The organism is Pirellulales bacterium (genome assembly GCA_035499655.1).
GTDB lineage: Bacteria > Planctomycetota > Planctomycetia > Pirellulales > JADZDJ01 > DATJYL01.
In genome coordinates, this window is the sequence record DATJYL010000115.1 from 22,256 (window position 1) to 44,964 (window position 22,709).

Below are 22,709 nucleotides of genomic sequence, written 5' to 3' on the forward strand. Positions count from 1 at the left end.
CGAGAAATCTCGGCAAGCCGGCGCGGGACGGCGCACAAACGTTGGCAAGTTTACGTTTGTTTTCGCCTGCGGCCGACCGCATTGTGAAATTAGGCAAGTGAATTTTCTCGACAAATTCACTTGCGGATGGTTGGCTTTTGTACAGGCCGCGCACAAAAGTACGGGGCCATGTCCAGGCGGAGAGGCAGACTTCCATCATGTCAGCCAGGTGTTGCCACGCCTGGGCTTGGATATGTGCATTCGAATTGCCAAAGAGCGATGTCTTCCGGTTGAGGGAAGAAGATCGTCGGCAGTTTTAGCAGGTGCTGGCCCAAAACTCGAATGGATTATTGATTGTGGAAAATCCAAATGCCGAAGGATGGCTTTTCCAACAGGTACGGCCGGGCTATGTTCAAATTGTGGTAGGACAAATTTTAGGCGGCGCTTGCGCGAATCGCCATAAAATGGAGCTTTTCCGGCAGGGTACGCACCGCCGGCTACCCATAACAGGCTGCATTGAGGACAGCGAAATGGCCAAAATCGAAGAAGTCGCATTTCCCCGACTCACCAGTGCCGAAATTGCGCTGGTCAAACCATTGGCAACTCCGTGCGAGTACGCCGATGGCGAAATTATTTTTCGCGCCGGTCAAGCAGAAATCGATTTGTACATTGTTGAATCGGGTGCAATCGAAATCCAAAATCCGACGGACAGCCATCGGCTGATCGTCGTTCACGAAGCGGGGCAATTTTCCGGCGACATCGACCTGCTGACCGGCCGCCCGGTGATTGTGACCGCCGTGGCCCGGGGCGCAACACGTGTGTTGCGCATTCCTCATCGCCATCTGCGGGCGCTTTTGAACCGGGTTCCCAGCTTCGGCGAGAAGTTGATTGTCGCGTTTACCCGGCGTCGAGAGCTGCTTTCTCAAATGGGCACGCTGGGGCTGCGTGTGGTTGGCGCCGGCCGATGCCGCGACACCAATGCCGTTCGTGAGTTTTTGTATAAAAATTTCGTCCCGTTTACCTGGTTCGATCCGGAAACGGAAGACGGGCAGCGCGTATTTGCATCGCTGGGCTCACCCAAAAAAACACCGGTCATTGAATGCGGCAATGGACGTGTTCTGATTAATCCTTCGCTGCAAGAACTTGCCCGCGAGGCCGGCATTTGGAAACTTTGCCCCACGCAGGAAGTCGACCTGGCGATCGTTGGGGCAGGCCCGGCGGGAATTGCGGCCGGCGTGTATGCCTCGTCGGAAGGCCTGTCCACGTTAATGCTGGACCGGATGGGACCGGGCGGTCAGGCGGGCGGTTCGTCACGCATTGAAAACTTCATTGGCTTTCCGGCGGGGTTGAGCGGCGCGGACCTGGCCACGCGCGGCGTGTTGCAAATGCTAAAGTTTGGGGCGCGGATCGTTACGCCCGTTGAGGTCCAGCGGCTGGTTCCGGCTCGATCGGTCGACGATTGGCACGTGCTGCAACTGGATTGCGGCGCGGAAATTCGCTGCCGGGTGTTGCTGCTGGCCTTGGGGGTTCGATGGCGGCAATTGGAAGCCACGGGAGCGGCCCGGTATGCCGGCGCGGGTATTTATTACGCCTGCACGACGGTGGAAGCCGACCTTTACGACGGCACCGATGTCGCCGTGGTGGGCGGCGGCAACTCGGCCGGACAGGCCGTGATGTTCCTGGCGGAGTGCTGCCCTTCGCGGACGGTGCATTTACTGGTCCGCCGCCCGTTGGGCCCCGGCATGTCGGAGTATTTGTCGCAGCGGATCCGAGCAACCCGCAATGTGATGATTCACGAAAAAACCGAAATTGAAGCGATTTATGGAAGCCGCAACATCGAAGAGATTGAACTGAAAAATAACGCCACGAAGGAGCGGCGTCGCATTCCCTGCTCGGCGGTGTTCGTGTTTATCGGGGCGGAGCCGTCGGCTGAGTGGCTGCCGGCTGAAATTGCCCGCGATGCCAATGGATATGTTCTGACCGGCACCGATGTTGTGCGTTCCGGATTATGGCCGCGCACGGACCGCGACCCTTGCCCCTTGGAAACTACGGTTCCGCGAGTGCTGGCGGCCGGCGACATCCGTTCGGGATCGACCAAACGAGTTGGATTTGCGGTTGGCGACGGCTCGCTGGCGGTGACCTGCGCCCATCGGCTGCTTTCGATCAGCCGTTAAATGGGCGGCCGGCCGCCAATGCCACGAGGACAAGAAGCGGGACCAACAACACCCAGACGCCGAAACGGGCCGTCGCTGCCGCGGCCAGCACCGCTCCGACAAGAAAGGCGGCCCACAGCGCCGCCAGCAGAAATGCCCGGCGAAGATGCGTATCGCTGGGACGTTGCGCGTCTTTCAAGGGCGTCCGTTTCAGGGCCAGGGCGAGGTGGCTGCCAATTTTGTTGAGCGTGCCGGTGACGAACGTGAGGTTCACCGCTTCTGCACCCAAGTGAGAAAGCGTGGTGTTCATCACCCCCATGGCAAAACTGAGTGTGGCGATGTTGGCCAAATGACTGAAGGACGCCAGCTGCGTGGTCCCGATGTTTACTGCCAACAAGGCTGCGACCAAGGCGAACTTCAGCCGCCGGGAACGGAGTGTGTCGGGATTGGTGAACAGCGTTCCCGCAAACACCCCGACCACAAACATGGCGATGGCCGTGAGTGTGGGTATAGCTCCGGAAAAATTGCCCTCTCCTGTGGCAATGCCGCTTTGCGTGGTATTTCCGCTCATGAACGACATGTAAGCGCCGTAACTGATAAAGCCATAGGCGTCAACATAGCCCGCAATCATGGCCAATAGCGCGGCAACCCACGGCCCGGAATTTGGCGAAGTCTCAGCCGAAGATTTCATTAATTCTTGGGTGATTGCCATACGGACTGACTCAAACGGCTGACGGCAGGTAGGCAGCGATGACGCTCTGGGCGATGCGGCGGGCGATATCAACGGCGGCGGGATTGCGACTGACGTGTTTGGTGACGTAGACGCCTTCCATGATCAGGCATAATTCTTGGGCCAAAGCGTGCGGGTCGGAGGCGCCGGCGTCGGCGGCGATTTGTTCGATCAAGGCTTCGATGCTTTGCTTGCTGCGGGCCGCGGCCTGATGCGCCGGATCGTGCGGCAGCGGAAATTCGATGGCGGCGTTGACGAAAATGCAGCCGGCGAAATCGTCAGCGGCGGTGAGAAAATCGACCACATCGAACAGCGCCATGAGTTGAGTTGGGCCCTTGTCGGCCGTGCGCTGGTGGACCATGTCGCGAAAAGTTTGTTGCAACCATTGATCCTGGTCGTCCAAGGCCGCCAGCATCAGATCTTCCTTGCAATCGAAATGCTTGTAGAAGGCCGTTTTGCTGATGCCGACATCGGACAGAATTTGATCGATGCCGACGTTCCGAAAGCCGTCGCGATAAAACCGTTTTCGGGCCGCATCAATGAGATTTTGGCGAGTGGCTGTAGGCATGGGGCTGTTTTGGAATGAGAAGCGAAGTGCGAAAAGAGAATCGAGGGGGCCGGAAGTGTACTAGCAGTCAACCAAAAGGTGTACTAGAAGTCAACTTTGCAATTTCAAGGTTCAGGACAATACTTACCGGTGGTTGAGGGAGCCGGGCGGCCGGACGGCAGGATTGCGGCAAATCAAATTGTTTTTTGATGGGGAGTAGCCAGATGAAACGCATTGTTTTTTTGGGGTATGGAATCGTTTGCTACTTGATGTTCCAGGTGGTGTACACTTGCCTGGCGTGCTTTGTGGAGAATTTCGCGCTTCCCAAAACTATTGATTCCGTGCCTGTGGCCAGCGATGCCGCAGCCGTGGCAGGTTCTACGACATGGGGAGCCGCGGTTGCCATAGACGTCGTCTTGCTGCTGCTATTTGGTCTGCAGCATTCAGTCATGGCGCGGCCGTGGTTCAAACAGGCCTGGACGAAAATTGTCCCGCAGGAAATTGAGCGCAGCACGTATGTTTTGATTTCGAATCTGACGCTACTGCTGATGATGTGGCAATGGCGGGCGATTCCGCTAGTGGTTTGGGATGTGCCTGGTACGGCGGTGCGCGTTTTGCTGATCGCGATTTCGGTTGTCGGCTGGTTAATCGTGCCGACCGTGTCGCTGATGATCAACCATTTCGATTTGTTCGGCGTGCGGCAAGTGTGGCTGCAGTGGCGGGGCCGGAAGTATAGTTCGCTCCCGTTTGGCGTTCCGATGTTGTATCGCTATATGCGGCATCCGCTGTACGTCGGCTTTGCATTGGCACTTTGGGCCACGCCGACCATGACCGTGGGACACTTGCTGATGGCAGGCGTGCTGACGGGATACATGGTGCTGGCTTCGAAAATCGAAGAGCGCGACCTGGTGAATCATTTTGGCGCCCTGTACGCAGATTACCGACGCCAGGTGCCGGCGTTTGTGCCGCGGATTATGGGAAAGAAAGATCGGCGGCAACAGACGGCGCAATGGTAGGGCGAAAGCCGGGCGGCTGGGGCATTAGTCCGACGGGTACGGCACATCTTCGCCGGCGATTTGGCATAGCGCATTTTGGGCGGCGTGCTGCTCGGCTTCTTTTTTATTGCGGCCCCAGGCGGGTTGGTAGCGCTGCGGGCCGACTTGGGCGGAAATTTTGAAGCACTTGCTGTGGTCGGGGCCTTTTTCATCAAGCAGCGTGTACGTGGGCGTGGTGCCGAAATCGCGCTGGGCCAGTTGTTGCAGCAGCGATTTGTAGTTGCCGCCCAGCTCACCCGCCACGGCCGCCGTAATTTCCGGACCGATGAAGCGGTAAATGAACTCGCGGGCCACTGCCTCGCCGCCGTCGAGATAAATGGCCGCCGTGAGCGATTCGAACACATCAGACAGCAGCGAGGCCGGGATGCGGGGGCTGGTCGTCATGCCTTTGCCGAGAATCAGAAAATCGGCCAGGCCCAGCTCGTCGCTGATTTTAGCGCAGGTGCTGCGGCTGACGACAATCGATTTGATTTTGGTGAGATCGCCTTCCAGATAATCGGGGAACAAGTGAAACAGGCGTTCGCAGACGACGAAGCCCAAAATGGCATCGCCCAGGAACTCCATGCGCTCGTTCGATTTCAGCCGGTGCAGGGCGCCGGAGGCGTGCGTGAGCGCACCGGTGAGAAGCGATTTGTCGGTAAAGGTGTAACCGAGCCGCGCCTCACACTGCGCGATTTGTTCGGGGGACAACTCCTCTGTCCCCACGGGAGCAGAGCGCTTATTCATGCGTAAAGAATCTCACAAGGCAACCAGGTAAACTGGCAGCCCGTGGAAAAAGGGGACTGGGGAGAATGACCAAGCACCAATGACCAATGACCAATGACGAAGAAAAACTCGTCGGTAGGTTTTTGGAAAATGGCCACGAACCCGGCGCTGTCCCCCTTTTCAACGGACGGCGCAAAAACAACACAATAAGCTGTAAGTCTAATTAGGACTTGGAGTTTTGTCAATCAGATTTCGGCCGTACGATTGGCTGACTGCTCTTGAACGGTTGAGCTGCGATTGGTAATGAAGGCTGCGATACAGTTTTTGGGTAGTATTTCGCGGGTTTTGGTGCTCCCGGATGGTGCCGTCTGGCTAGGGGATGTGTAGCCTAGGCGTAATATTCCGCAAGGCCGGCAGGGCTGGTCGAACCACTGAAAACCTGCCGCCGTAATGGCTTGATAGAGGCGCCGCATGATTTTTCCCGCCGAGTGGTTTCTCGTGGGTTCGGCGCCTAACAAACTCCCCTTTGAATTTTTTGTGGAACCAGGAGGAATGATATGAAGGTCGCCTTTTCGCGTCCCAGTTGGTTGCTGACGGGCATCGCCGCGGTAGCGTTGTCGATCGGTTTGGGCTATGGATTAAAACAAAAGCAAGTTTCAGGCGCGGACCACACGCCGACCACGAACGCGAATGCTACTTCTACAGACCATGCACAACTTTCGGAATCTGCCACGCCGACAAAGACCCCCGAGGATCTTCGCAATGATCCGACGGTGGAACATGCGAACGCGCTGTCGCGCGCTTTCCGTGAAGCGGCGCACGTTGCCATGCCCAGCGTGGTGACGGTGTATTCGCACGAAAGTTCCAAGAAAGTGAAAGCGGAGCGCGGCGAACGGGGCATGGGTGGAATGTTCGGCGGCGGCGAAGATCCATTCAAAGGGACGCCGTTTGAAGGCCACTTCAAAGATATGTTCCCGAACGGGCCCGAGGGCGGAAATTTTAATTTCCAAACACCACCCCGCGACGGCATGGGAACGGGCGTGATTATCGACAAGAGTGGGATTATTTTGACGAACAACCACGTGGTCGATGGGGCCGACACGGTGACGGTTCACTTTTCTGACGGCCGAGAGTTCAAAGCTACGGAAGTGAAGACCGATCCGCATAGCGATTTGGCCGTGGTTCGCATCAAAGCGGACGGCGATTTGCCGGCGGCTCATTTGGGCAACAGCGATGATTTGGACATTGGCGATTGGGTGATTGCCATCGGCAATCCGTTCGGACAAGAAAAAACGGTGACGGCCGGTATTATCAGCGGAAAAGGCCGCACGCTGGGCTCCACTCGCAGCGAGTATCTGCAGACCGATGCCGCCATTAACCCGGGCAATTCCGGCGGCCCATTGGTGAATTTAATGGGAGAAGTGGTGGGCATTAACACGGCCATTGCTTCCAACAGCGGCGGATATCAAGGCCTGGGCTTTGCGATTCCGATCAATCAAGCCAAATGGGTGACCGAACAGTTGATTAAGGACGGCAGCGTGCATCGCGGCTACCTGGGCATTGGCATCGAAGACGTGAACGGCGAGTTGGCGTCGAAGCTGGGCGTGAAGCCGGGCGAGGGCGCGCTGGTAAACAACGTGTTTCCGAATACGCCTGCCGCCGATGCGAAGTTCCAAGAAGGCGACGTGATTACCAAGTACGCCGGCCACGACATCCACAGCCCGCATGAAGTGCAGGAAGCCGTGGAGCGTTCGCCGGTGAACACCGCGGAACCGGTGGAAATTATTCGCGACGGCAAGCCAATGACGCTCAGCGTGACGGTCAAGTCGATGCCGAAGGATTATGGCATGGAAGAAGGCCAGACAGCGCAGCCGGAAGAAAAATCGCCGACAACCTCGAACTACAGCGCCGATAAATTGGGCCTGGAAGTTTCGGACCTGACGTCAGACGAGGCCGCCGACACTTACAAGGGTTTTGAAGGCGTCGTGATTCGCAAAGTCGATCCCGATAGCGCGGCCCACGATAAAGGATTGCAGCCCGGCATGCTGATCCGCAAGGTGGGCAAGACGGCCGTGCACAATGTGAAGGATTTTGAAGCGGCACTCAAGAACGAATCGCTCAAAGACGGCATTTTGTTGCAAGTCCGCACCGAGCGGGGAAACCATTTTGTCGTGCTGGATGCACAGCAGTAAGGCGGCGACTCAAATTTGAAGACCCTGCATGAGCCGGGTCCCCACGAGCCTGGCTCCGAAGCCCCGCAAGGATTGCGGGGCTCTTTTTTTGGCCGTTTTGAGCCAGAACAGGGGTTGTCAAAGGCGCGCGGCTGCCGCGGATACATCATTGCGGCTTCTAAAGGCTTTTAGCAGCATTTACCCCCTCTGCTTGACTAACACTCTGCCACGACTAAGAATGATTTGGATTGGGAGGCGGCAGGCTGTGGTGGCCTCGCCCGGAGGGCTGTGGGAAGGCAGCCTGCCAACCACCGATGAGCTGGTAAAAGCGGACTTCATCGGTTGTTCGAAGGATTCTTCCGGCTATAAAATACTCGCCATGCGCTGCCATTAAGATTTCTTTTGCACACGCCAGGGTTTGTTCGTATGTCGATTTTGCCTCGCTTGGCGGTGGGCGCCATTCAACCCGAAGCCGATCTGCAACCGATCGTGTGGGCGCTGTTGGATTCGCTGAAAGGAGCGAGCATTCGGACGCAAACCTTTCTGTCGCGGGCTTGCTTCAAACCGTGCGATGGAGCGGCGGTGATTTCTAATAACACGTCGCGGCATTTAGATAGTTGGCTGATGACGCCGGAAGTGTGTCGACAAGCTTTTTTGCGAACCGCCGCCACGGCCGATTTGGCGCTTGTGGAAGGGCGATACGATCAGGCGGCGTTCCATTCGTACAACAACTTTGAGGGTAAAGCAGCCGAAAGTCAGCCGGACGGAAGCGGCGGCAGTCTCGACACGCTGTGCGATTGGCTCGATTTGCCGCGCATTGCCGTCGTTGACGCTCGATTGTTGAATCACTGCTGTTTACCGCAGCGACCCGTGGCGGACCGCTTACTTTTGGACCGCGTGACGGATTCGGGCGATTATTATCGCTGGCAAACGATTTTGGAATCGTTGTGGGGCATACCGGTCATTGGCGGACTGGACGAATGCTCGGCTCTACGACAAAGCATTGCCGCGTTGCCGGCCGGCAGCAAACCGCCTCGCGAATGGTGTGCTGCGCTGGGGGAGCGCTGGCGGCAATACTCGTGCTTAAAGCGCGTCATGCAACTGGCCACTCGACACGGCATACCTGCCGATTGGCCCGCGCAGGCGGTGGACGAAGGGCCATCGCTGCCGCGCGGCAACGTGCGCGTGGCCGTGGCGTACGATGAGGCGTTCCACTGTTATTTTCCCGACACGCTGGACATGCTGGAATTGCGCGGGGCCACGGTGCGAGTATTCTCGCCGTTGCGCGATGAATGCCTGCCGGCGGAAACCGACATCGTATATCTAGGCTGTGGTTCGCCTCACGAACATGCCGCGGCGCTGGCGGAAAATCATTGCATGCTGATGGCGCTGAAAGAACACGTTTGCTCGGGAAAACGAATTTACGCCGAAGGGGGCGGGCTGGCGTATTTGTGTCAGCATGTGGAAACCGCCGATGGCTGCCGTACGCCGATGGTGGGCGCCTTGCGGGCCGTCGCCCGGCGAAATCCACAGCGCGTGCCCCCGCAACCCGTGGAAGTGACGCTGGCCAGCGACAGTTGGCTGGGACCGGTCGGCACCAGGCTGCGCGGTTATCGCAACAGTAATTGGTTGCTGGAACCGACCGGTTGCCTGACCCGTTTCGCCCAAGAGCGCGAGAGCGAATTCGATTTGGTCGGGCGGCATCAAGCGATCGGCAGCCGAATTCATCTGAACTTTGCCGCCCAGCCGACGCTGTTGGGCGGATTCTTGCGCCCCTGTCCGGCGGCGCTGGCGTGGGGCGAAGCGAGATAAGTTTGCCGCAAGCGGAGCCTAACCGGAAGCGGAGGCTGATGCTTCTGCCAGTGCGCCGCTGCTTTGAAATTTGGCGCAACGAGATTTTTCAGCTGTTGCTGTGGGCCTCTTGGATCGGGTGGCCCACGTACATTTGCAGAATGTGACTTTGCACCTTGATTGCCCGAATCAGGACCCACACTTGTTCCAGGGTGAACTGCCGCGGGTCCATGGCCGCTAATTGTTCCAATTCCGTGGTCATGGCGGCGTGCTGATCGCTAGCGGCCTGCAGTCGCAGGTTGGCGTCTTGCCAGGCATCGACGATGCAGTCGTCGCGCCGCAAACTGTCGAGATTATCGACGGTGTTCGCCAACAACAAACAGAGCCTGGCCACATCCCGGGGCGCCGTTTCCGGCTGAAAATGCTCGATCCGCGCGGCCAATTCTTGGCAATTCATGATGGGATGTTTTCCTGTGAAATCTTTTAAGAAGCTGCGAACCTGTTCGCCAAACAAATGCTCTCATTCAAGCACGGCCGCCTGGCCATAAAATGGCTTGCTGAGACACACCTGGGTAAACCAAAGCCACGATTGCGGCCGGGGCGAACGACGAAAAGGAAGGCGGTTGAATGTTTGCTCTAAAGCTCAACCTACTGCCGCCTCATTGAAACATAGCTTTTTTCTCTGGCGATGATTGCACCCTGTTTCAACAATCCATACGCGTTTGGCAAACCCTGTGTTCGGCTGACTGATTCAAATGATTTGCAGCCATTGCCAGCAAACCGTGTTGCCGATCACCGTCAGTGTGGCCAAAGCACAACGTGGAAACGGCCTGAATGTGAGGGCTGGCTTCGCGTTGCCGACTTGTGATAATGTCCATACACGCGCTTTACAATCGCTTGCGGATTTCGGATAACCGAAGACATACGAAACACTGCCCAACCGCAAGCGAATCGGTAAACATTTAATCAGCCTTCGTCACATTCCGCCCATGCCTGAACTTGGTGTGAACATCGATCACGTGGCAACGCTGCGGCAGGCCCGGCGGACTTACGAGCCCGATCCGGTTTGGGCTGCGGCGGCGGCGGAACTTGGCGGCGCCGACGGAATAACCATTCACCTGCGCGAAGACCGGCGGCACATTCAGGACCGCGATTTGGAACTACTGCGGCAAAGCGTGAGCATGAAGCTGAATCTGGAACTCGCCGTGGCCAGCGAAATTGTGACCATCGCCTGTCGAGTGAAGCCCGACCAGGCAACGCTGGTTCCGGAACGGCGTGAAGAGGTGACGACCGAAGGGGGTTTGGACGTGGCCGGCCAGCGCCAAGCGGTTGCCACGGCCGTCGGCAAGTTGCGTGACGCGGGAATCTACGTCAGTTTATTTCTGGATCCTGATCCACGACAACTCGATTTGGCCAAAACCCTTGGTGCCCAGGCGGTCGAGTTGCACACCGGCCAATACGCCTTGGCCAAAGCAGGAAAACCGCAGGCAGTGGAACTCGCCAAGTTGGTCGCCGCCGGCAAACGAATTCGCGATGCAGGGCTGGCCCTGCACGCCGGCCACGGGCTAAATTATCACAATGTGCGGCCGGTCGCCGACATCGCCGACATGCACGAACTGAACATCGGCCACGCCATCGTTTCGCGGGCGGTTTTTGTCGGTCTGCAAGAAGCGGTGCGAGAAATGAAACGGCTGGTGAACTAAAACTATTGAAACCACGCGCTCCGCTAGCGCGTCGCGGCTAAACTCATGCCTACCCGTGCTGAACATTTTTCCGGACTTTCCGTCGCCATCGTCACGCCGTTTCGCAACGACGAGGTCGATTACCCGGCGCTGAAAGCACAAATCGAATTTCAAGTTGCCGCCGGAACCACGTGCATTTGTCCGGTGGGCACGACGGGGGAATCGCCCACGCTGTCGCATGAGGAGCACGAACGGGTCGTGGCCGCATCGGTCGAATACGCCAACAAGCGTCTGAAAGTGATGCCCGGCACGGGCAGCAACAGCACGCGGGAAGCGTTGCGGCTGACCAAATTTGCGGCCAAGCACGGGGCCGACGCCGCATTGGTCGTGGCCCCGTATTACAATAAGCCGACGCAAGAGGGGTTTTATTTGCATTTCAAGGCGCTATCGGAAGCGACCGATTTGCAAATCTGCGTGTACAACATCCCCGGCCGCACGGGAAAGAACATCGAGCCGGAAACGTTCGCCCGGCTGGCCGAGTTCAAAAACATTACGATGGTGAAGGAGGCGACGGGCTCGCTCGACCAGGCTTCGGCCATCGCCGCGCTGACCGATTTGACCATTCTCAGCGGCGACGATAGTTTGACGCTGCCCATGCTTTCCATCGGTGCGCGGGGCGTGATTTCGGTGGCGGGCAACATCGTGCCGCAAGATGTGATTTCGCTGTGCAAGGCGTTCGACAGCGGGAACATTGCCGAGGCGCAAAAGTGGCATCGAAAATTGTTTCCGCTGTGCCGCGACATGCTGGGATTGGCGACGAACCCCATTCCCATCAAAGCGGCTATGAAGCTTTTGGGGCGCGACACCGGCGCGCTGCGCCTGCCGATGACCCCGCTGGAAGACGACGGCGAAGCGAAGCTGCGTAAAACATTGACGGCGTACGGACTGCTGTAAATTCGTTTCGCCCGCCGGCATCAATCCTTCGCCGGTTTTCGTCGCCGCACATAGGCCACAATCAGCACAATCAGGGCCGACGCAATCGGAAACGGCGCGATCAGCAGCAGGCCCAAGCGGAAATTTTCGCTGTTGTCTCTGGCGTAGCCTACGATGGTTGTGCCCAACGAGCCTCCCAAATTGCCCGTCATGTTGATGAAACCGATGGCCGAGGCGGCGGCGGTCGAACCTAAAAACAGCGTGGGGATTGACCAGAACGCCGGCATGTGGGCGTAAATGAACGGGCCGACGCAAAAAATGTAGACCAGCAATGCGGTCGCACCCCAATTTTCAGCCAGCGCCGCCAGCAAAATACCGCCGCCCAACAGCAACATGGAAATCGACACGTGCCACACTCGCTCGCTGGTTTTGTCGGAATGCCGCGCATTGATAAGCATCGCCAGGAAGCCCATCAGGTAGGGCAGGGCGGTCAATAGCGCTGCGGTATCGTCACTCACGCCTGTATGCGATTGAATCATGCTCGGCATGAAGCCGCCCAGGCCGTAACTGGCGACATTCTGACCGAAGTAGACAGCCGTGAGCAACAACACCATTCCCAAGTGATGGACGATGGTCCAATGCCGCTGGGTCGAGAGCAGTTCGTGTTCGCGCTGCAGCTCGCCTTCCAGCCACGCCCGTTCTTCGGTCGAAAGCCACCGGGCGTCTTTCGGCCGGGCCGGCAACAAAAACAGCGTGGCAAAGCCAGCCAGAATCGGCAGCGCACCCTCGACAATGAACACCCACCGCCAGCCCATCAGCCCCAACCAGTTGGCCTTAAGCAGCAACCCGGACAGAGGCGCACCCAAGGCATTCGCCAGCGGCATGCCGATCATAAAGCAACTCATCGCTTTGGCGCGGTCCTGCGGCCGAAACCACAGCGACAAATAAACCACGACCGAGGGGAAAAAACCTCCTTCGAAAAATCCCAACAGCAATCGCAAGCAATAAAATTGATGCTTGGGATCATCGCGCAGCGCGTTCAGCCAGGCGAATGCACTACCCAACACGGGCCAATCGGTGGGCAACAACGGCCACCAGCCGAAAATTTTTCCGGCAATCGGCAGGCCAATCAACCCGGCTGCCGCGGCACACAGTCCCCACAAAATTAAAATTCGCACAAACACCCACCGGGCGCCCCATTTCACCACGCTGACGGTGCTGGGAATTTCCAAAATCCAGTAAGTCCAAAAGAACATGCCAATGCCCAGGCCGATGATTTTATTGTCGAATCCCAAACCGCCTAGCTCGAGCGGCTTGACCATTTGCAATTTGGCCACCGACACATTAATGCGGTCCACATAGGCCAGGATGTACAGAAAAAACAGAAACGGCAGCAGATGAATTGTCACGCGGCGGCGAGTGCGCTCGGCAACATCCACCGCCGGCTTGCGCCAGACGAGGCGCATCCAGCGCTCGCCCAATCGATCGACATCCTCCGCCGGCAAATTCATGCTTGCTCCCCGCGCGCTTAACTGTTGGATGTGAAATTATTATGGTGTCAGCGCACGCAGGAGACCTTGGGCTTTAGCCCAAGTTTCCTCGTATTCGCGCTGCGGGTCGCTCTCGGCCACAATGCCGCCGCCGACCGGTAGCTGCCACCATCCGCGGCCGGCGGTAATGGTGCGGATTAAAATGCTGCTGTCCATGGCGCCGTCGAACCCGATATAACCCAGCGCCCCGCAGTATGCTCCCCGGGCCGTCGGTTCCAATTCGGTAATAATCTGCATCGCCCGAATCTTCGGCACGCCCGTGACCGAGCCGCCGGGGAATGCCGCCCGCAGCAAATCGAGCGGCCCGCATTCCGGCCTCAACTTGCCCTGCACTACCGACACCAAATGTTGCACGAAGGCAAACCGTTCTAGCCGGCACAAATCGGCAACTTGAACGCTGTGGTACTGGCACACGCGCGACAGGTCATTTCGCAACAGATCGACAATCATGACATTCTCGGCCCGATCTTTCTCGCTGGCAAGCAATTCGCGGGCAGCGTTTTGATCGGCGTGGATTTCGCCAGACAGTGGCCTCGTCCCCTTAATTGGCCGCGTCTCCACGTATCCTTCGCGCACTTTGAGAAACCGCTCCGGCGAGGCGCTGATAATTTGAAACTCGCCCAAATCGAAATAAGCGGCGAAGGGGGCGGGGTTGCGCTCCCGCAGCCGCAGATAAAGCGAAATCGAATCACCCCGTGCCGGGCAGAGCAACCGCTGCGCCAGGTTCACTTGAAACACATCGCCGGCGTAAATGTACTCGATGCCGCGGCGAACCATTTTCAAATAACCGCCAGGCGAAAAGTTACTTGTTAAATTGCGGATGCTGCCTACGGGAAATTGCGGTGCTAGTGATGAAGCAGGCAAAACATGCTGCGGCGAGTGTACGTTGACCGCCGGCAATTGACCCGCTTCCAGCAACCGCTGCATTTGCGCGGCGCGATTTTTTGCCCGACGATGGCGCATCCGCGGATCGCACTCCGGAAAGCCCTGCGAAATAATCCACGCCTGCTCGGTTTGATGATCGTAAGCCAGCACGACGTCGTAAAAGCCCAGCGTGAGTGCCGGCAGTGCAAATTCGTCGCAGCGTGGCTCGGGCAAGCGCTCCAGGCTGCGCGATAAATCGTAGGAAAACAATCCCGCAGCGCCGCCTTGGAACGGCGGCAAATCGGGCAGCGACGGCGTGGTGAATCGGTTCAAGCGCTGCCGGATTCGGTTCCAGGCGGAAGCATCTTCGGCGTCGGCTCCCAGCACTTCAAACGGATCGGCGGCCAGGAACGAATACCGGCCCACGTGCGCGTCGGGCATGGCGCTATCGAAAAAAATGCAATGCGGCAAGTGCGCGAGCTGGCGAAACGCTTCGCTCGGCTGGGGCGCATTTTGCAGCGGCACAACTACGCCGGACCAATCGTCGATGGCCGGAGGCGGGCGCTCGATGGTTTGCGTTTGGGTGTTCAAGCACGGCCTCCATTCACGGCCACAATTTGGCCAGTGATGAACGTGGCGGCGGGAGAAGCGAGAAATCGGGCGGCTTTCGCCACGTCTTCCGGCGTACCCCAGCGCGCCAGGAGCGATTCTTGTCGTGCGCGCTGTTGCCAAATTTCACTGGCCTGTTGGCCCCAGGCGGTTTTGATCCAGCCCGGCGCTAAGCAGTTGACACGCACTTGCGGGGCCAGCGTTTTGGCGAGGCTGCGCGTGAACGCCATGACCGCGCCTTTGGAAAGCGCGAACATTTCTCCCGTGTCGCCGGCCATGCCGCTCTCGGCCTGATCCCAACCGATGTTGATGATGACGCCACGGCCGCGCTGTTTCATTTTTTCTCCAATGAACCGCGACAACATCACGGTGGCCAGCACGTCGACCTGCCACAGCCGCCGCAATTTTTGTTCGAAATCAAGCGTGCGGCCGGCGCCGGTGAGGATGTCGGCCCCGGCGTTGTTGATCCAAATATCGACCCTGTCACGATCGTTGCCGCCACGCCAATTCCAGGCTGCCGCGCCAAAGTTCAAAATCTCAGCCTCATTCTCAAAATCGGCCGTCAAAATTTGCGATGTTCGACCCAACCCCGCGACTTCAGCCGCTGTTTGTTTCGCGCCGGCGGTGTTGTGACCGGCGTGAACCAGCACGTCGGCCCCGGCTGCGGCCAGTTCCAGGGCCATGGCTCGCCCAATGCCGCTGGACGAACCGGTGACGACGGCCACTTGGCCGGCCAGTTCGGTGGTTCTGTCGGTTGACATGATAACAAATCTCTAGCCCAGTAATCGCTACGGTCGATTCCATCGTTGTAGTCGGCAGTTTGCAGCCAGGCAAGCCGCAGCCAGGCGGCGAAATGCAATCGCTCCAACTGTGTACGATGGAGTAAGATGCTGCCACGCGCCCTGATCGGTCGCCTCCACACCCGCCTGTTGCCAAATCCATGCTCGATCTGAAAGAACATCTTTCCAACTCCGCCTTTGTCTTTCGTGGTTACAACGTAACCAACCTGGGACGCACCGCGGAGTTACTGGCGCACCCGGCTTACGGACCGGTCATGGAAGAGCATTTGCGCGAAGCTTCGAAAATTGCCGGCGACTTGCTGTCGCGCAACATCGACTTGGTGCGGCGCGTGCGGGAAAAACAAGAAACCGATTTGGAAACCTACGCCGACGCCATCGCCTTGATTATGTCCGTCTCGCAAGCCCAGTTGAAATTGCTGGACGAGTTTTTCGACATTGAATACGCTCGAACACGAATGATGTTTGGATACAGCCTGGGCGAAATCAGCGCGCTGGTGGCGGGCGGAGTCATGGACCTGGCGTCGGCTTTGCACGTGCCGCTGTTGATGGCCGCCGATTGCGTGGACTTGGCGCGCAATGTCACGCTGGGTGTGTTATTTTCTCGCGGGCCGGCGCTCGATGCCAACGCCGTGTACAAACTCTGCTTGCGGATTAACACGGCCGGAAAAGGCGTGATTGGAATTTCGGCGTATTTGTCTCCCAACTCGCTTTTGTTGATGGGTCAGCAAGATACCATCGACCGCTTCGCCGATTTAATGCGCGAATGGTTGCCGCAACGGCTTTTTTTGCGAAAAAACGACAGCCGCTGGCCCCCCATGCACACGCCCATTACCTGGCAGCGGAATATCCCCAACCGTTCGGCCGTGATGATGCAAACGTTGCCCGGCGGCTTCCGCGGCCCCACGCCGGCCGTACTGTCGCTGGTAACCGGAAAGCTCAGCTACAACGATTACAACGCCCGCGAAATGTTGGCCCGCTGGGTCGATCATCCCCAACGGCTGTGGGATGCCATCACCGAAACGCTGTCGATGGGCATCGACACCATCGTGCACGTCGGACCGGAGCCGAATTTGGTCCCCGCCACCTTCAAGCGGCTGGCCGACAACGTGGAAACGCAATTAGGGGCCAAATCGTGGGAAAGCGTCGGCTTGCGGGCCGTCTCGCGCGCCGTGCGCCGCCCCTGGCTGGCCAAAATTTTGCCCACCCGCAGCTCACTGTTGCGAGCCCCCTTCGTGCGGCAAGTGAATTTGGAAGACTGGCTGCTGGAGCAAGAAGCGCAGTGACGGCCGAGCAGCGAAGGGCCACAGATGGACACAGATGAATCAGATGAGAGCAGACGAAGCAGTGGTCGGATATAATTTCGATTACACAGTCAATGGTTAACTGGTGATCCGAACACTTTTATCTGTGTTCATCCGTGTTCATCCGTGGCGATTCTGCATCTATTGATGGTTGCTGCGTTCATCTGTGGCTACTGCGGCGTCGGATAACGGTAACTCATAGCAGGCTGCTTCTTGGGCATTGCGGACCAAGAGCAGATTGCCCGCCAGCGCCGGATTATTCCAGGTTTTCCCCTCCACGGCTTGGAACTTGGTCAGCTCGTGGAAAGCGTCGGGTTTCAATTCCACCAGCGCCACTTCGCCCGTTTCGCCGCTGACCAAAAGCAGGTCGCCCGCACGTAATAGTTGGCCGTGGCCGTAATCGGCGCCGGCCCACGCACGCTGGCCGGTCGCCAGATCGACGCATTGTAAAACGCCGTCGGAAAGGCCGTACACAAAGCCATCTTTCACAATCACGTTGTCCAGCTTCGTTTGCAACACGCGATGGTTGTGCCACAAGCGTTTGACGGCCCAGGCCGAGGCGGAAGGCTGGTCGCCGCCGTTTGCTGCCGTGTCATTGCCGGTTTCCGCATTGCCGCCGCTGGGCTTTACTTCGAACACCGCGCCGCCCCCCATCGAATAACCCTTGGAAACGAAAAACTTGTCGTCCGCTATTTGCACCGTTTGTGAAGCGCTGGCCGTGCTGTTGCTGCTGCCATCCCAAGGCGCGGTCCACAACACTTCGCCGGTGGCTGGATCGTGCCCGGTGATGTTGTCCTCGTTCACAATCACAATCTGCCGCACGCCGCCGTAGGTGGCCAGACTGGGCGAGCTGTAACTTACCTGCCGCTGCCCGCCCCGCCACACAATTTCCCCCGTGAGCAGGTCGTACGCCACAAGAGATACTTTCGGCCCGGCCGGTGGGCCGCCCCCGGGCACGACAACCAGGTGGTCGACAATCAGCGGCGATGCCGATCGGCCCCACCACACGCCGGCGCGATCAGCCTCGTACGTCGTCCCCACGTCGGCCAACACATCGCGAATCCAAATCGGTCGCCCCGTGGCGGCGTCTAAGCAGCGCAGCACCCCGGTGCCTCCCAGGGCATACACGCGGCCATCGTGAACCGTCGGCGTGGAGCCGGGGCCATCGCCCCCAATATCGTTATGCTGCCGGGCTGCAATGGCATGATGCCACAGCAACTGGCCGGTTTTCAAATCGTAACAAGTGACCAGCTCCTGCTCGCCACGCTGCTCCAGCGTGAAGGCCGCCTGGCCGACAACGGCAAAGCCCGAGTAACCGGCGCCAATCGGTCGCCGCCACAACAGCTTGGGAGGCTGCGCATTCCAATCGGTCGCCAAATGCACGTCGGGCACAAATGCGTCGCGGTTGGAACCGAGAAAGCCCGGATAATCGTGCGCCGTGGGGTGAATGTCGGCCGTCCCCGCCGCTTCGTCCAATGGGTGCTCGGCCAGAACCACGTCGGCCTTTGGATTCCAGCGCCACGTAAACCGCGGCACAAGATTGCCGCTAAAACCGTCCAATCGAACCGCGGCCAACAACAGCGCAATCGCCGCCGTGGCCCCCGCAATGCATCGCCAGCGCGTGGCGCGCGAAAACGGCGAAAAAAAAGCCGTCCACAATCCAAGCAGAACGAACACCAGCAGAATAGCCAGCATCGTGAAGGCGTTCGACGTGCCGTTATCAGCCAGCCCCACGATCTGAAAATATGCGATGGCCCCCGCGCCGACGCCGAAAATCGCCCAGGCCGGCCACAGCGGCCAGCGGCGCGCAGTGGAAATTACTTGTGGGGCAGCAATTTGCGAGGAAGAATCGGGCGTCATAGGGCGAAGTCATTATAGACTTCAATCACGATGACGGCGACGGGCTGCATTACGAAGCTAGCCCGGCGGGAGCCTCGCCCTTTCGTAACCGGGCGTACGCTTTACCGCGCGATGTATGTCACGCCGACGCGCGGGCCATAGTACGGTCGGTAATATCCGGGACCCCAGTAGGGATCGGCCACGACGACCGGCGGCGGACCACCAGGAACGACGACGGCGCCCGGCGGCGGAGAAGCCACCGCCACGCGTGTTTGTTGCATGATGGAAATCACGTGCGGGCTGACGCCGTTTTGCTGCAAGTAGATTACGTCGTTGGCTTGCAATGGGCGCTGCAGGCCCGAGGTGGCCAGTTGGTTGACAATGATTTGCTCGTCGATGCCCGAGCGAGTCATCGCGACGATGTCGTTCACGCTGACCGCGGTGGGCGGATGTCCGGTGGCGGCGGCAATTTGAGCGCGATTTTTGGCGTCAATGTTGTCCAGGGCGCCGCCAACCGCGCCGCCCGTCAGCGCGCCGGCAGCAGCGCCAATGGCGGCGCCTGCGCCGGTGTGTCCGCTGGCGCTACCGATGAGGGCTCCCAAACCTGCCCCGCCCAAGCCGCCTGCGAGTGCGCCTTGATCGGCATAGTAGGGAGAATGACATCCGGCCAAACACACGGCCAACAGAGTCACTAGCGATGACGAGATAACGCGGAACATGGGAACTTCCTTTTCCACAGCGAACTTTTTTGTTGGGATCTTTTTAGGAGAACGTGAACAACTCACGCCGGCTGAGCAAATTGCGATTGCGGCGGATAGCACACTCGGGGGTGGGTTTTTCCCAAGTTCGCCGCAAGGCGTCAAGGGAAGCAGGTCCGAGCGTGTGCTATCAGGGCCATGTGCTCTTGCCCTGCTGTATATATCGGCAAGGGGCGGGCGCCAGATGTCAAATTGGGCGGGGGAAAGCGATTATTCGGTCTTTTCAGCGCCAGATTTTGCGGCCGGATTTTCGCCCATCGCTTGTCTCTGCCCAGCTTGCCACTCCTGCCACTTTTGAAAAGCGGCTTCGCGATCTTTATCGCTGGCAAAAGCAATAGTGTTAAGGTTGACGTTCGTCAGGGCACGCTCCGATTGTTGATAACGCTCGAAACCAAAGTTCTTAGGGTCCTGCCCGGACAGAACAATCGTGGTGACCAGCGCGACATCTCCCAATTGCACCTGCATGGGCTGGGTGTTGCCGCCAGTGTCGAAGCAGAGTTGATGATCTGTTAATAGCGGCTCCACCAGCGGGAGGTGTTCTTTGCCGCCGAACCGCTCCAGCACCATGAGGGCATTGCACTTCACAATGGCGGGCGATTGCGCCTGTTTCAAGATGCTGACGGCCGGAATGACCCCTTCCTGCAAGTTGAACGCCTGGGCATAGAATAAATTTCGCATCATCAGCGTGGAATTCAGATCGTCGCGAGAAATCCAGCGGCCCATAATTTTGCGGCACACTTCGCGCTGTGGATTTGACTCCCGCGTCGTACGGAGCACCGCTTCTTGAAATACCGGATTCTGCGGCAACATGACGGTGCGGGCGGTAATGTCGTCGCTGAGGGGTACATCCGGATCGCCGGCCACGAACAACCACGCCAGGATGGAACCGAGATTGGTGACCGTGGGCCGGATGATGTTGCGACCGCGAGCATTGGTGGTGGGGGGATCCAGCGCAGCCTGCGCCCGCAGCTTTTCGGCCGCCTGTTTAGGACCCGCTTCGTACGATTCCAGCAGCGCCGCTTCGGCCTGTTGCATTTCGACGAACACCTGTCGCGCCGCCTGGCTGCTGCCCATCGTCCGCTTGAACGACGACCAGCCGGGCATGCTCAAATTTTGTTTGCCGTCCACATCGGCACTGAAGGCGCTCAGGCGTTTTTGGAAATCGGCTTCGACGACGACCTCTAAAATATGCCGTGCCCTGAAACGCACCTCGGCGTCGGAACTTTCAAGCGCCGCCAACAATTGCGGCTTGGCGGCAATGCCCTGGCGTGCCAACTGGTTGGAAGCGGCTTCGCGGACGGCAAAGACGTCGTCCCCCAGTTTGGCGATCAGCGCGGGAATATCGTCGTGCTGGGCCGTGCCGGAAACCGTGGCGGAAACATTCGTCGCCGAAACCGCAGCACTGGGTTCGCCTGCCCGGGAATTTGTCCCGACCGCAAATCCCAAAAAAAACGCCGTGCTACAGACGCCGCAGATGAGGCTTGTGCCCCAGGGGCGAAATCGGAAGGCCGAAGCGACTGTTGGGCAGTGCATCGTGATCGTCCAGAGGGTGGAAGTGGGGGGCGTGTTCCTTCCATTGTAAGCGGAGACCGGCCCAAGCGCCTAGCGATCTGCACGGATGCATTTGCGTTAGAAATTCGTGGGCAAATGGTCGTTTGGCACGATGGGCGGTGGTGGGGCGATTCATATCTTTTCTGCGGATCTGCATCCGCAGCTATCAAGTTTGAACGCCGCAGGCAAGCTGTGGATTCGCCTCGCAACCGCGGGCATACACCCGCGGCTACGAGAGAATGTGCCGTATTCGCGCAGCTTGTTACCACCAGTTGTCGCCTGAGTCATCGAAAGCCGCCCACGAGTTCCAACCAGAGCCGGGACCGTGTCCGCCCAAGCCCGGCAACTGCAATTGGAAATCCAATCCGTTGATGAAAATATCGCCGCGCGTGACGTCCACGGTACGGCTCAGGACCGATTGCCTGGCGCTACTGGGCGTAACCAATTGCACTTGGAGGAAGCCGGTTTCCGTTACGTTGAAGCTATACTGACCGCGGCCGTTAGTCGTCGTGGTGGCCACGACATCGCCGTCGGAGTCGATCAGATTCACGGTGAGGCCAGCCAGACCTTGGCTGTTTTGGCCGCCGCCCGGACCGCCGCCGCCAAATCCGCCGCCTCCGAAACCACCGCCCGGACCGCCGAATCCGCTCGGGCCGATTCCAAACGGCGAGGGACCGGGGCCGGGTTGCAACATGCCGCTGGTAACCGTTCCGGAAATCGAGGCGTGGAACAAAAACACATCGGACTGTAGGTTCGTGAGCGGCGTATTCCGCTCGATGATCTGCGCCAAGGTCGTGTTGTTCAACTGCTGCACCATCGCGGGCGAATCGGCATTGGCGTAGAAATACTGATCGCCATCACGGAGCGCCTGGAAATGCTGGGCCAAGATTGCTTGTTCGGTTGGACCAAGCGACGAACCGGGCAAGTGGTTTTCGGCCATCAGTCCCACGAACAACTCGACATTATTCACGTTGCCGTAAATTTGTTTCAATTCACTCTGCAACTGCGTGTTCGAGGTGATTTGTGCAAACGACGTCACAGGCCGCTCGCCCAGCGCGATCCGCATTTGGTTATACGTTGGATCGCCCTCGTCGCGGCCACGTTGGATGTCGTCGGCAATTAAATCGCTGGCGCCGACTTCGACGTTGTCCAAAATGGGGGCGTCGGGGAACAGCGCGTTGCGCAACCCATCGACCGTTTGCTCGTCGACCTCCTGCGCTAAATCGCTGGCCAGATACTTCAAATTGGCGGCGACCTCGCCGGGAATGGCAACAATCGCGGGTTGAAAGAAATCGGCGGCCAGCGGAATATCGCCGCCTGCGATGCCGGCGATTTCATTTCCATTGTTATCGAGAAATTCGACATCGTCGTCGAGCAGCGTGTGCAACCGAAACGCCGCACTGGAAAACTCGACGCTGATCGATGGATTGACGTTGGCATTGTAACCCTGGTACGGCGTCAGGGCATTGTTGCCCATCAGCGCCGGCAGCCACTCGTTATAAGTGATCGACTGAATCTCTCCGATCACAATTTGCCGGGCAGCCTGATAAAGCTGCTCGTCGGTCCAGGTGGGGTGCTGTTTGGCCAGCAGGGCCGCTTGGGTGTTGTGTTCGCGCACAAATAGCGTGGTAAGGTTCGACAATTCGACGTTTTCGTTGGCGCGCACGTCGCCGGCGGCAAACAACGTATCT

At 58.5% G+C, this 22,709-nt stretch carries 18 protein-coding genes; 7 read left to right on the plus strand and 11 right to left on the minus strand.

Features of this window, described 5'->3' with window-relative positions:
* Positions 1–509 precede the first annotated feature (509 nt).
* Positions 510–2,153: an FAD-dependent oxidoreductase gene (locus VMJ32_08290; protein ID HTQ39013.1), complete on the plus strand. Its 1,644-nt coding sequence runs from the start codon at positions 510–512 to the stop codon at positions 2,151–2,153.
* On the opposite strand, the gene VMJ32_08295 is transcribed toward VMJ32_08290, so the two are convergent.
* Positions 2,143–2,844: a YoaK family protein gene (locus VMJ32_08295; GenBank protein ID HTQ39014.1), complete on the minus strand. Its 702-nt coding sequence runs from the start codon at positions 2,842–2,844 to the stop codon at positions 2,143–2,145. The genes VMJ32_08290 and VMJ32_08295 overlap by 11 nt on opposite strands.
* 10 nt (positions 2,845–2,854) lie before the next feature.
* Positions 2,855–3,430 carry a TetR/AcrR family transcriptional regulator gene (locus VMJ32_08300; GenBank protein HTQ39015.1) on the minus strand — a complete coding sequence of 192 codons (576 nt, stop codon included), beginning with the start codon at positions 3,428–3,430 and terminating at the stop codon, positions 2,855–2,857.
* A gap of 203 nt (positions 3,431–3,633) precedes the next feature.
* Between VMJ32_08300 and VMJ32_08305 the strand changes: the two genes are divergently transcribed.
* Positions 3,634–4,425, plus strand: a complete 792-nt coding sequence (locus tag VMJ32_08305; GenBank protein ID HTQ39016.1) for an NnrU family protein — start codon at positions 3,634–3,636, stop codon at positions 4,423–4,425.
* A 24-nt stretch (positions 4,426–4,449) separates the two neighbouring features.
* Here the strand turns inward: VMJ32_08305 and rnc are convergent, their stop codons facing one another.
* Positions 4,450–5,190 (minus strand): ribonuclease III, encoded by a 741-nt coding sequence (gene rnc / locus VMJ32_08310; GenBank protein HTQ39017.1) that lies wholly within the window; start codon positions 5,188–5,190, stop codon positions 4,450–4,452.
* Between the two features lie 536 nt (positions 5,191–5,726).
* On the opposite strand from rnc, the gene VMJ32_08315 reads away from it, so the two are divergent.
* Both VMJ32_08315 and VMJ32_08320 read left to right on the plus strand, forming a co-directional pair.
* Positions 5,727–7,361, plus strand: coding sequence for a Do family serine endopeptidase (locus tag VMJ32_08315; GenBank protein ID HTQ39018.1), 1,635 nt, complete (start codon positions 5,727–5,729; stop codon positions 7,359–7,361).
* A 405-nt stretch (positions 7,362–7,766) separates the two neighbouring features.
* Entirely contained in the window at positions 7,767–9,152 is a 1,386-nt protein-coding gene (locus tag VMJ32_08320) for a hypothetical protein (GenBank protein ID HTQ39019.1), read from the plus strand.
* Positions 9,153–9,240: 88 nt separating this feature from the next.
* Here the strand turns inward: VMJ32_08320 and VMJ32_08325 are convergent, their stop codons facing one another.
* Positions 9,241–9,588 (minus strand): hypothetical protein, encoded by a 348-nt coding sequence (locus VMJ32_08325; GenBank protein ID HTQ39020.1) that lies wholly within the window; start codon positions 9,586–9,588, stop codon positions 9,241–9,243.
* A gap of 532 nt (positions 9,589–10,120) precedes the next feature.
* Between VMJ32_08325 and VMJ32_08330 the strand changes: the two genes are divergently transcribed.
* Positions 10,121–10,834, plus strand: a complete 714-nt coding sequence (locus VMJ32_08330; protein ID HTQ39021.1) for a pyridoxine 5'-phosphate synthase — start codon at positions 10,121–10,123, stop codon at positions 10,832–10,834.
* 45 nt (positions 10,835–10,879) lie between these two features.
* Positions 10,880–11,767: a 4-hydroxy-tetrahydrodipicolinate synthase gene (gene dapA, locus VMJ32_08335; protein HTQ39022.1), complete on the plus strand. Its 888-nt coding sequence runs from the start codon at positions 10,880–10,882 to the stop codon at positions 11,765–11,767.
* Positions 11,768–11,787: 20 nt separating this feature from the next.
* On the opposite strand, the gene VMJ32_08340 is transcribed toward dapA, so the two are convergent.
* The 3 genes from VMJ32_08340 to VMJ32_08350 are packed head-to-tail and all read right to left on the minus strand — an operon-like array spanning position 11,788 to position 15,530.
* Positions 11,788–13,257 (minus strand): MFS transporter, encoded by a 1,470-nt coding sequence (locus VMJ32_08340; protein HTQ39023.1) that lies wholly within the window; start codon positions 13,255–13,257, stop codon positions 11,788–11,790.
* Positions 13,258–13,296: 39 nt separating this feature from the next.
* Positions 13,297–14,751 (minus strand): anthranilate synthase component I family protein, encoded by a 1,455-nt coding sequence (locus VMJ32_08345; protein ID HTQ39024.1) that lies wholly within the window; start codon positions 14,749–14,751, stop codon positions 13,297–13,299.
* Positions 14,748–15,530: an SDR family oxidoreductase gene (locus tag VMJ32_08350; GenBank protein HTQ39025.1), complete on the minus strand. Its 783-nt coding sequence runs from the start codon at positions 15,528–15,530 to the stop codon at positions 14,748–14,750. Before VMJ32_08350 ends, VMJ32_08345 begins: the two co-directional genes overlap by 4 nt.
* A gap of 179 nt (positions 15,531–15,709) precedes the next feature.
* Between VMJ32_08350 and VMJ32_08355 the strand changes: the two genes are divergently transcribed.
* A complete protein-coding gene (locus VMJ32_08355) occupies positions 15,710–16,852 on the plus strand; it encodes a hypothetical protein (GenBank protein ID HTQ39026.1) in 1,143 nt (380 codons plus the stop codon).
* A gap of 159 nt (positions 16,853–17,011) precedes the next feature.
* Here the strand turns inward: VMJ32_08355 and VMJ32_08360 are convergent, their stop codons facing one another.
* The 4 genes from VMJ32_08360 to VMJ32_08375 form a co-directional block, all read right to left on the minus strand.
* Positions 17,012–18,730 (minus strand): PQQ-binding-like beta-propeller repeat protein, encoded by a 1,719-nt coding sequence (locus VMJ32_08360; GenBank protein HTQ39027.1) that lies wholly within the window; start codon positions 18,728–18,730, stop codon positions 17,012–17,014.
* A gap of 101 nt (positions 18,731–18,831) precedes the next feature.
* Positions 18,832–19,428 (minus strand): glycine zipper domain-containing protein, encoded by a 597-nt coding sequence (locus tag VMJ32_08365; GenBank protein ID HTQ39028.1) that lies wholly within the window; start codon positions 19,426–19,428, stop codon positions 18,832–18,834.
* Between the two features lie 249 nt (positions 19,429–19,677).
* Complete coding sequence (locus VMJ32_08370; GenBank protein ID HTQ39029.1) at positions 19,678–21,000, minus strand: hypothetical protein; 1,323 nt, start codon at positions 20,998–21,000, stop codon at positions 19,678–19,680.
* A 280-nt stretch (positions 21,001–21,280) separates the two neighbouring features.
* Positions 21,281–22,709 (minus strand): peroxidase family protein (locus VMJ32_08375; GenBank protein ID HTQ39030.1); only part of this gene is annotated, 1,429 nt, incomplete at its 5' end.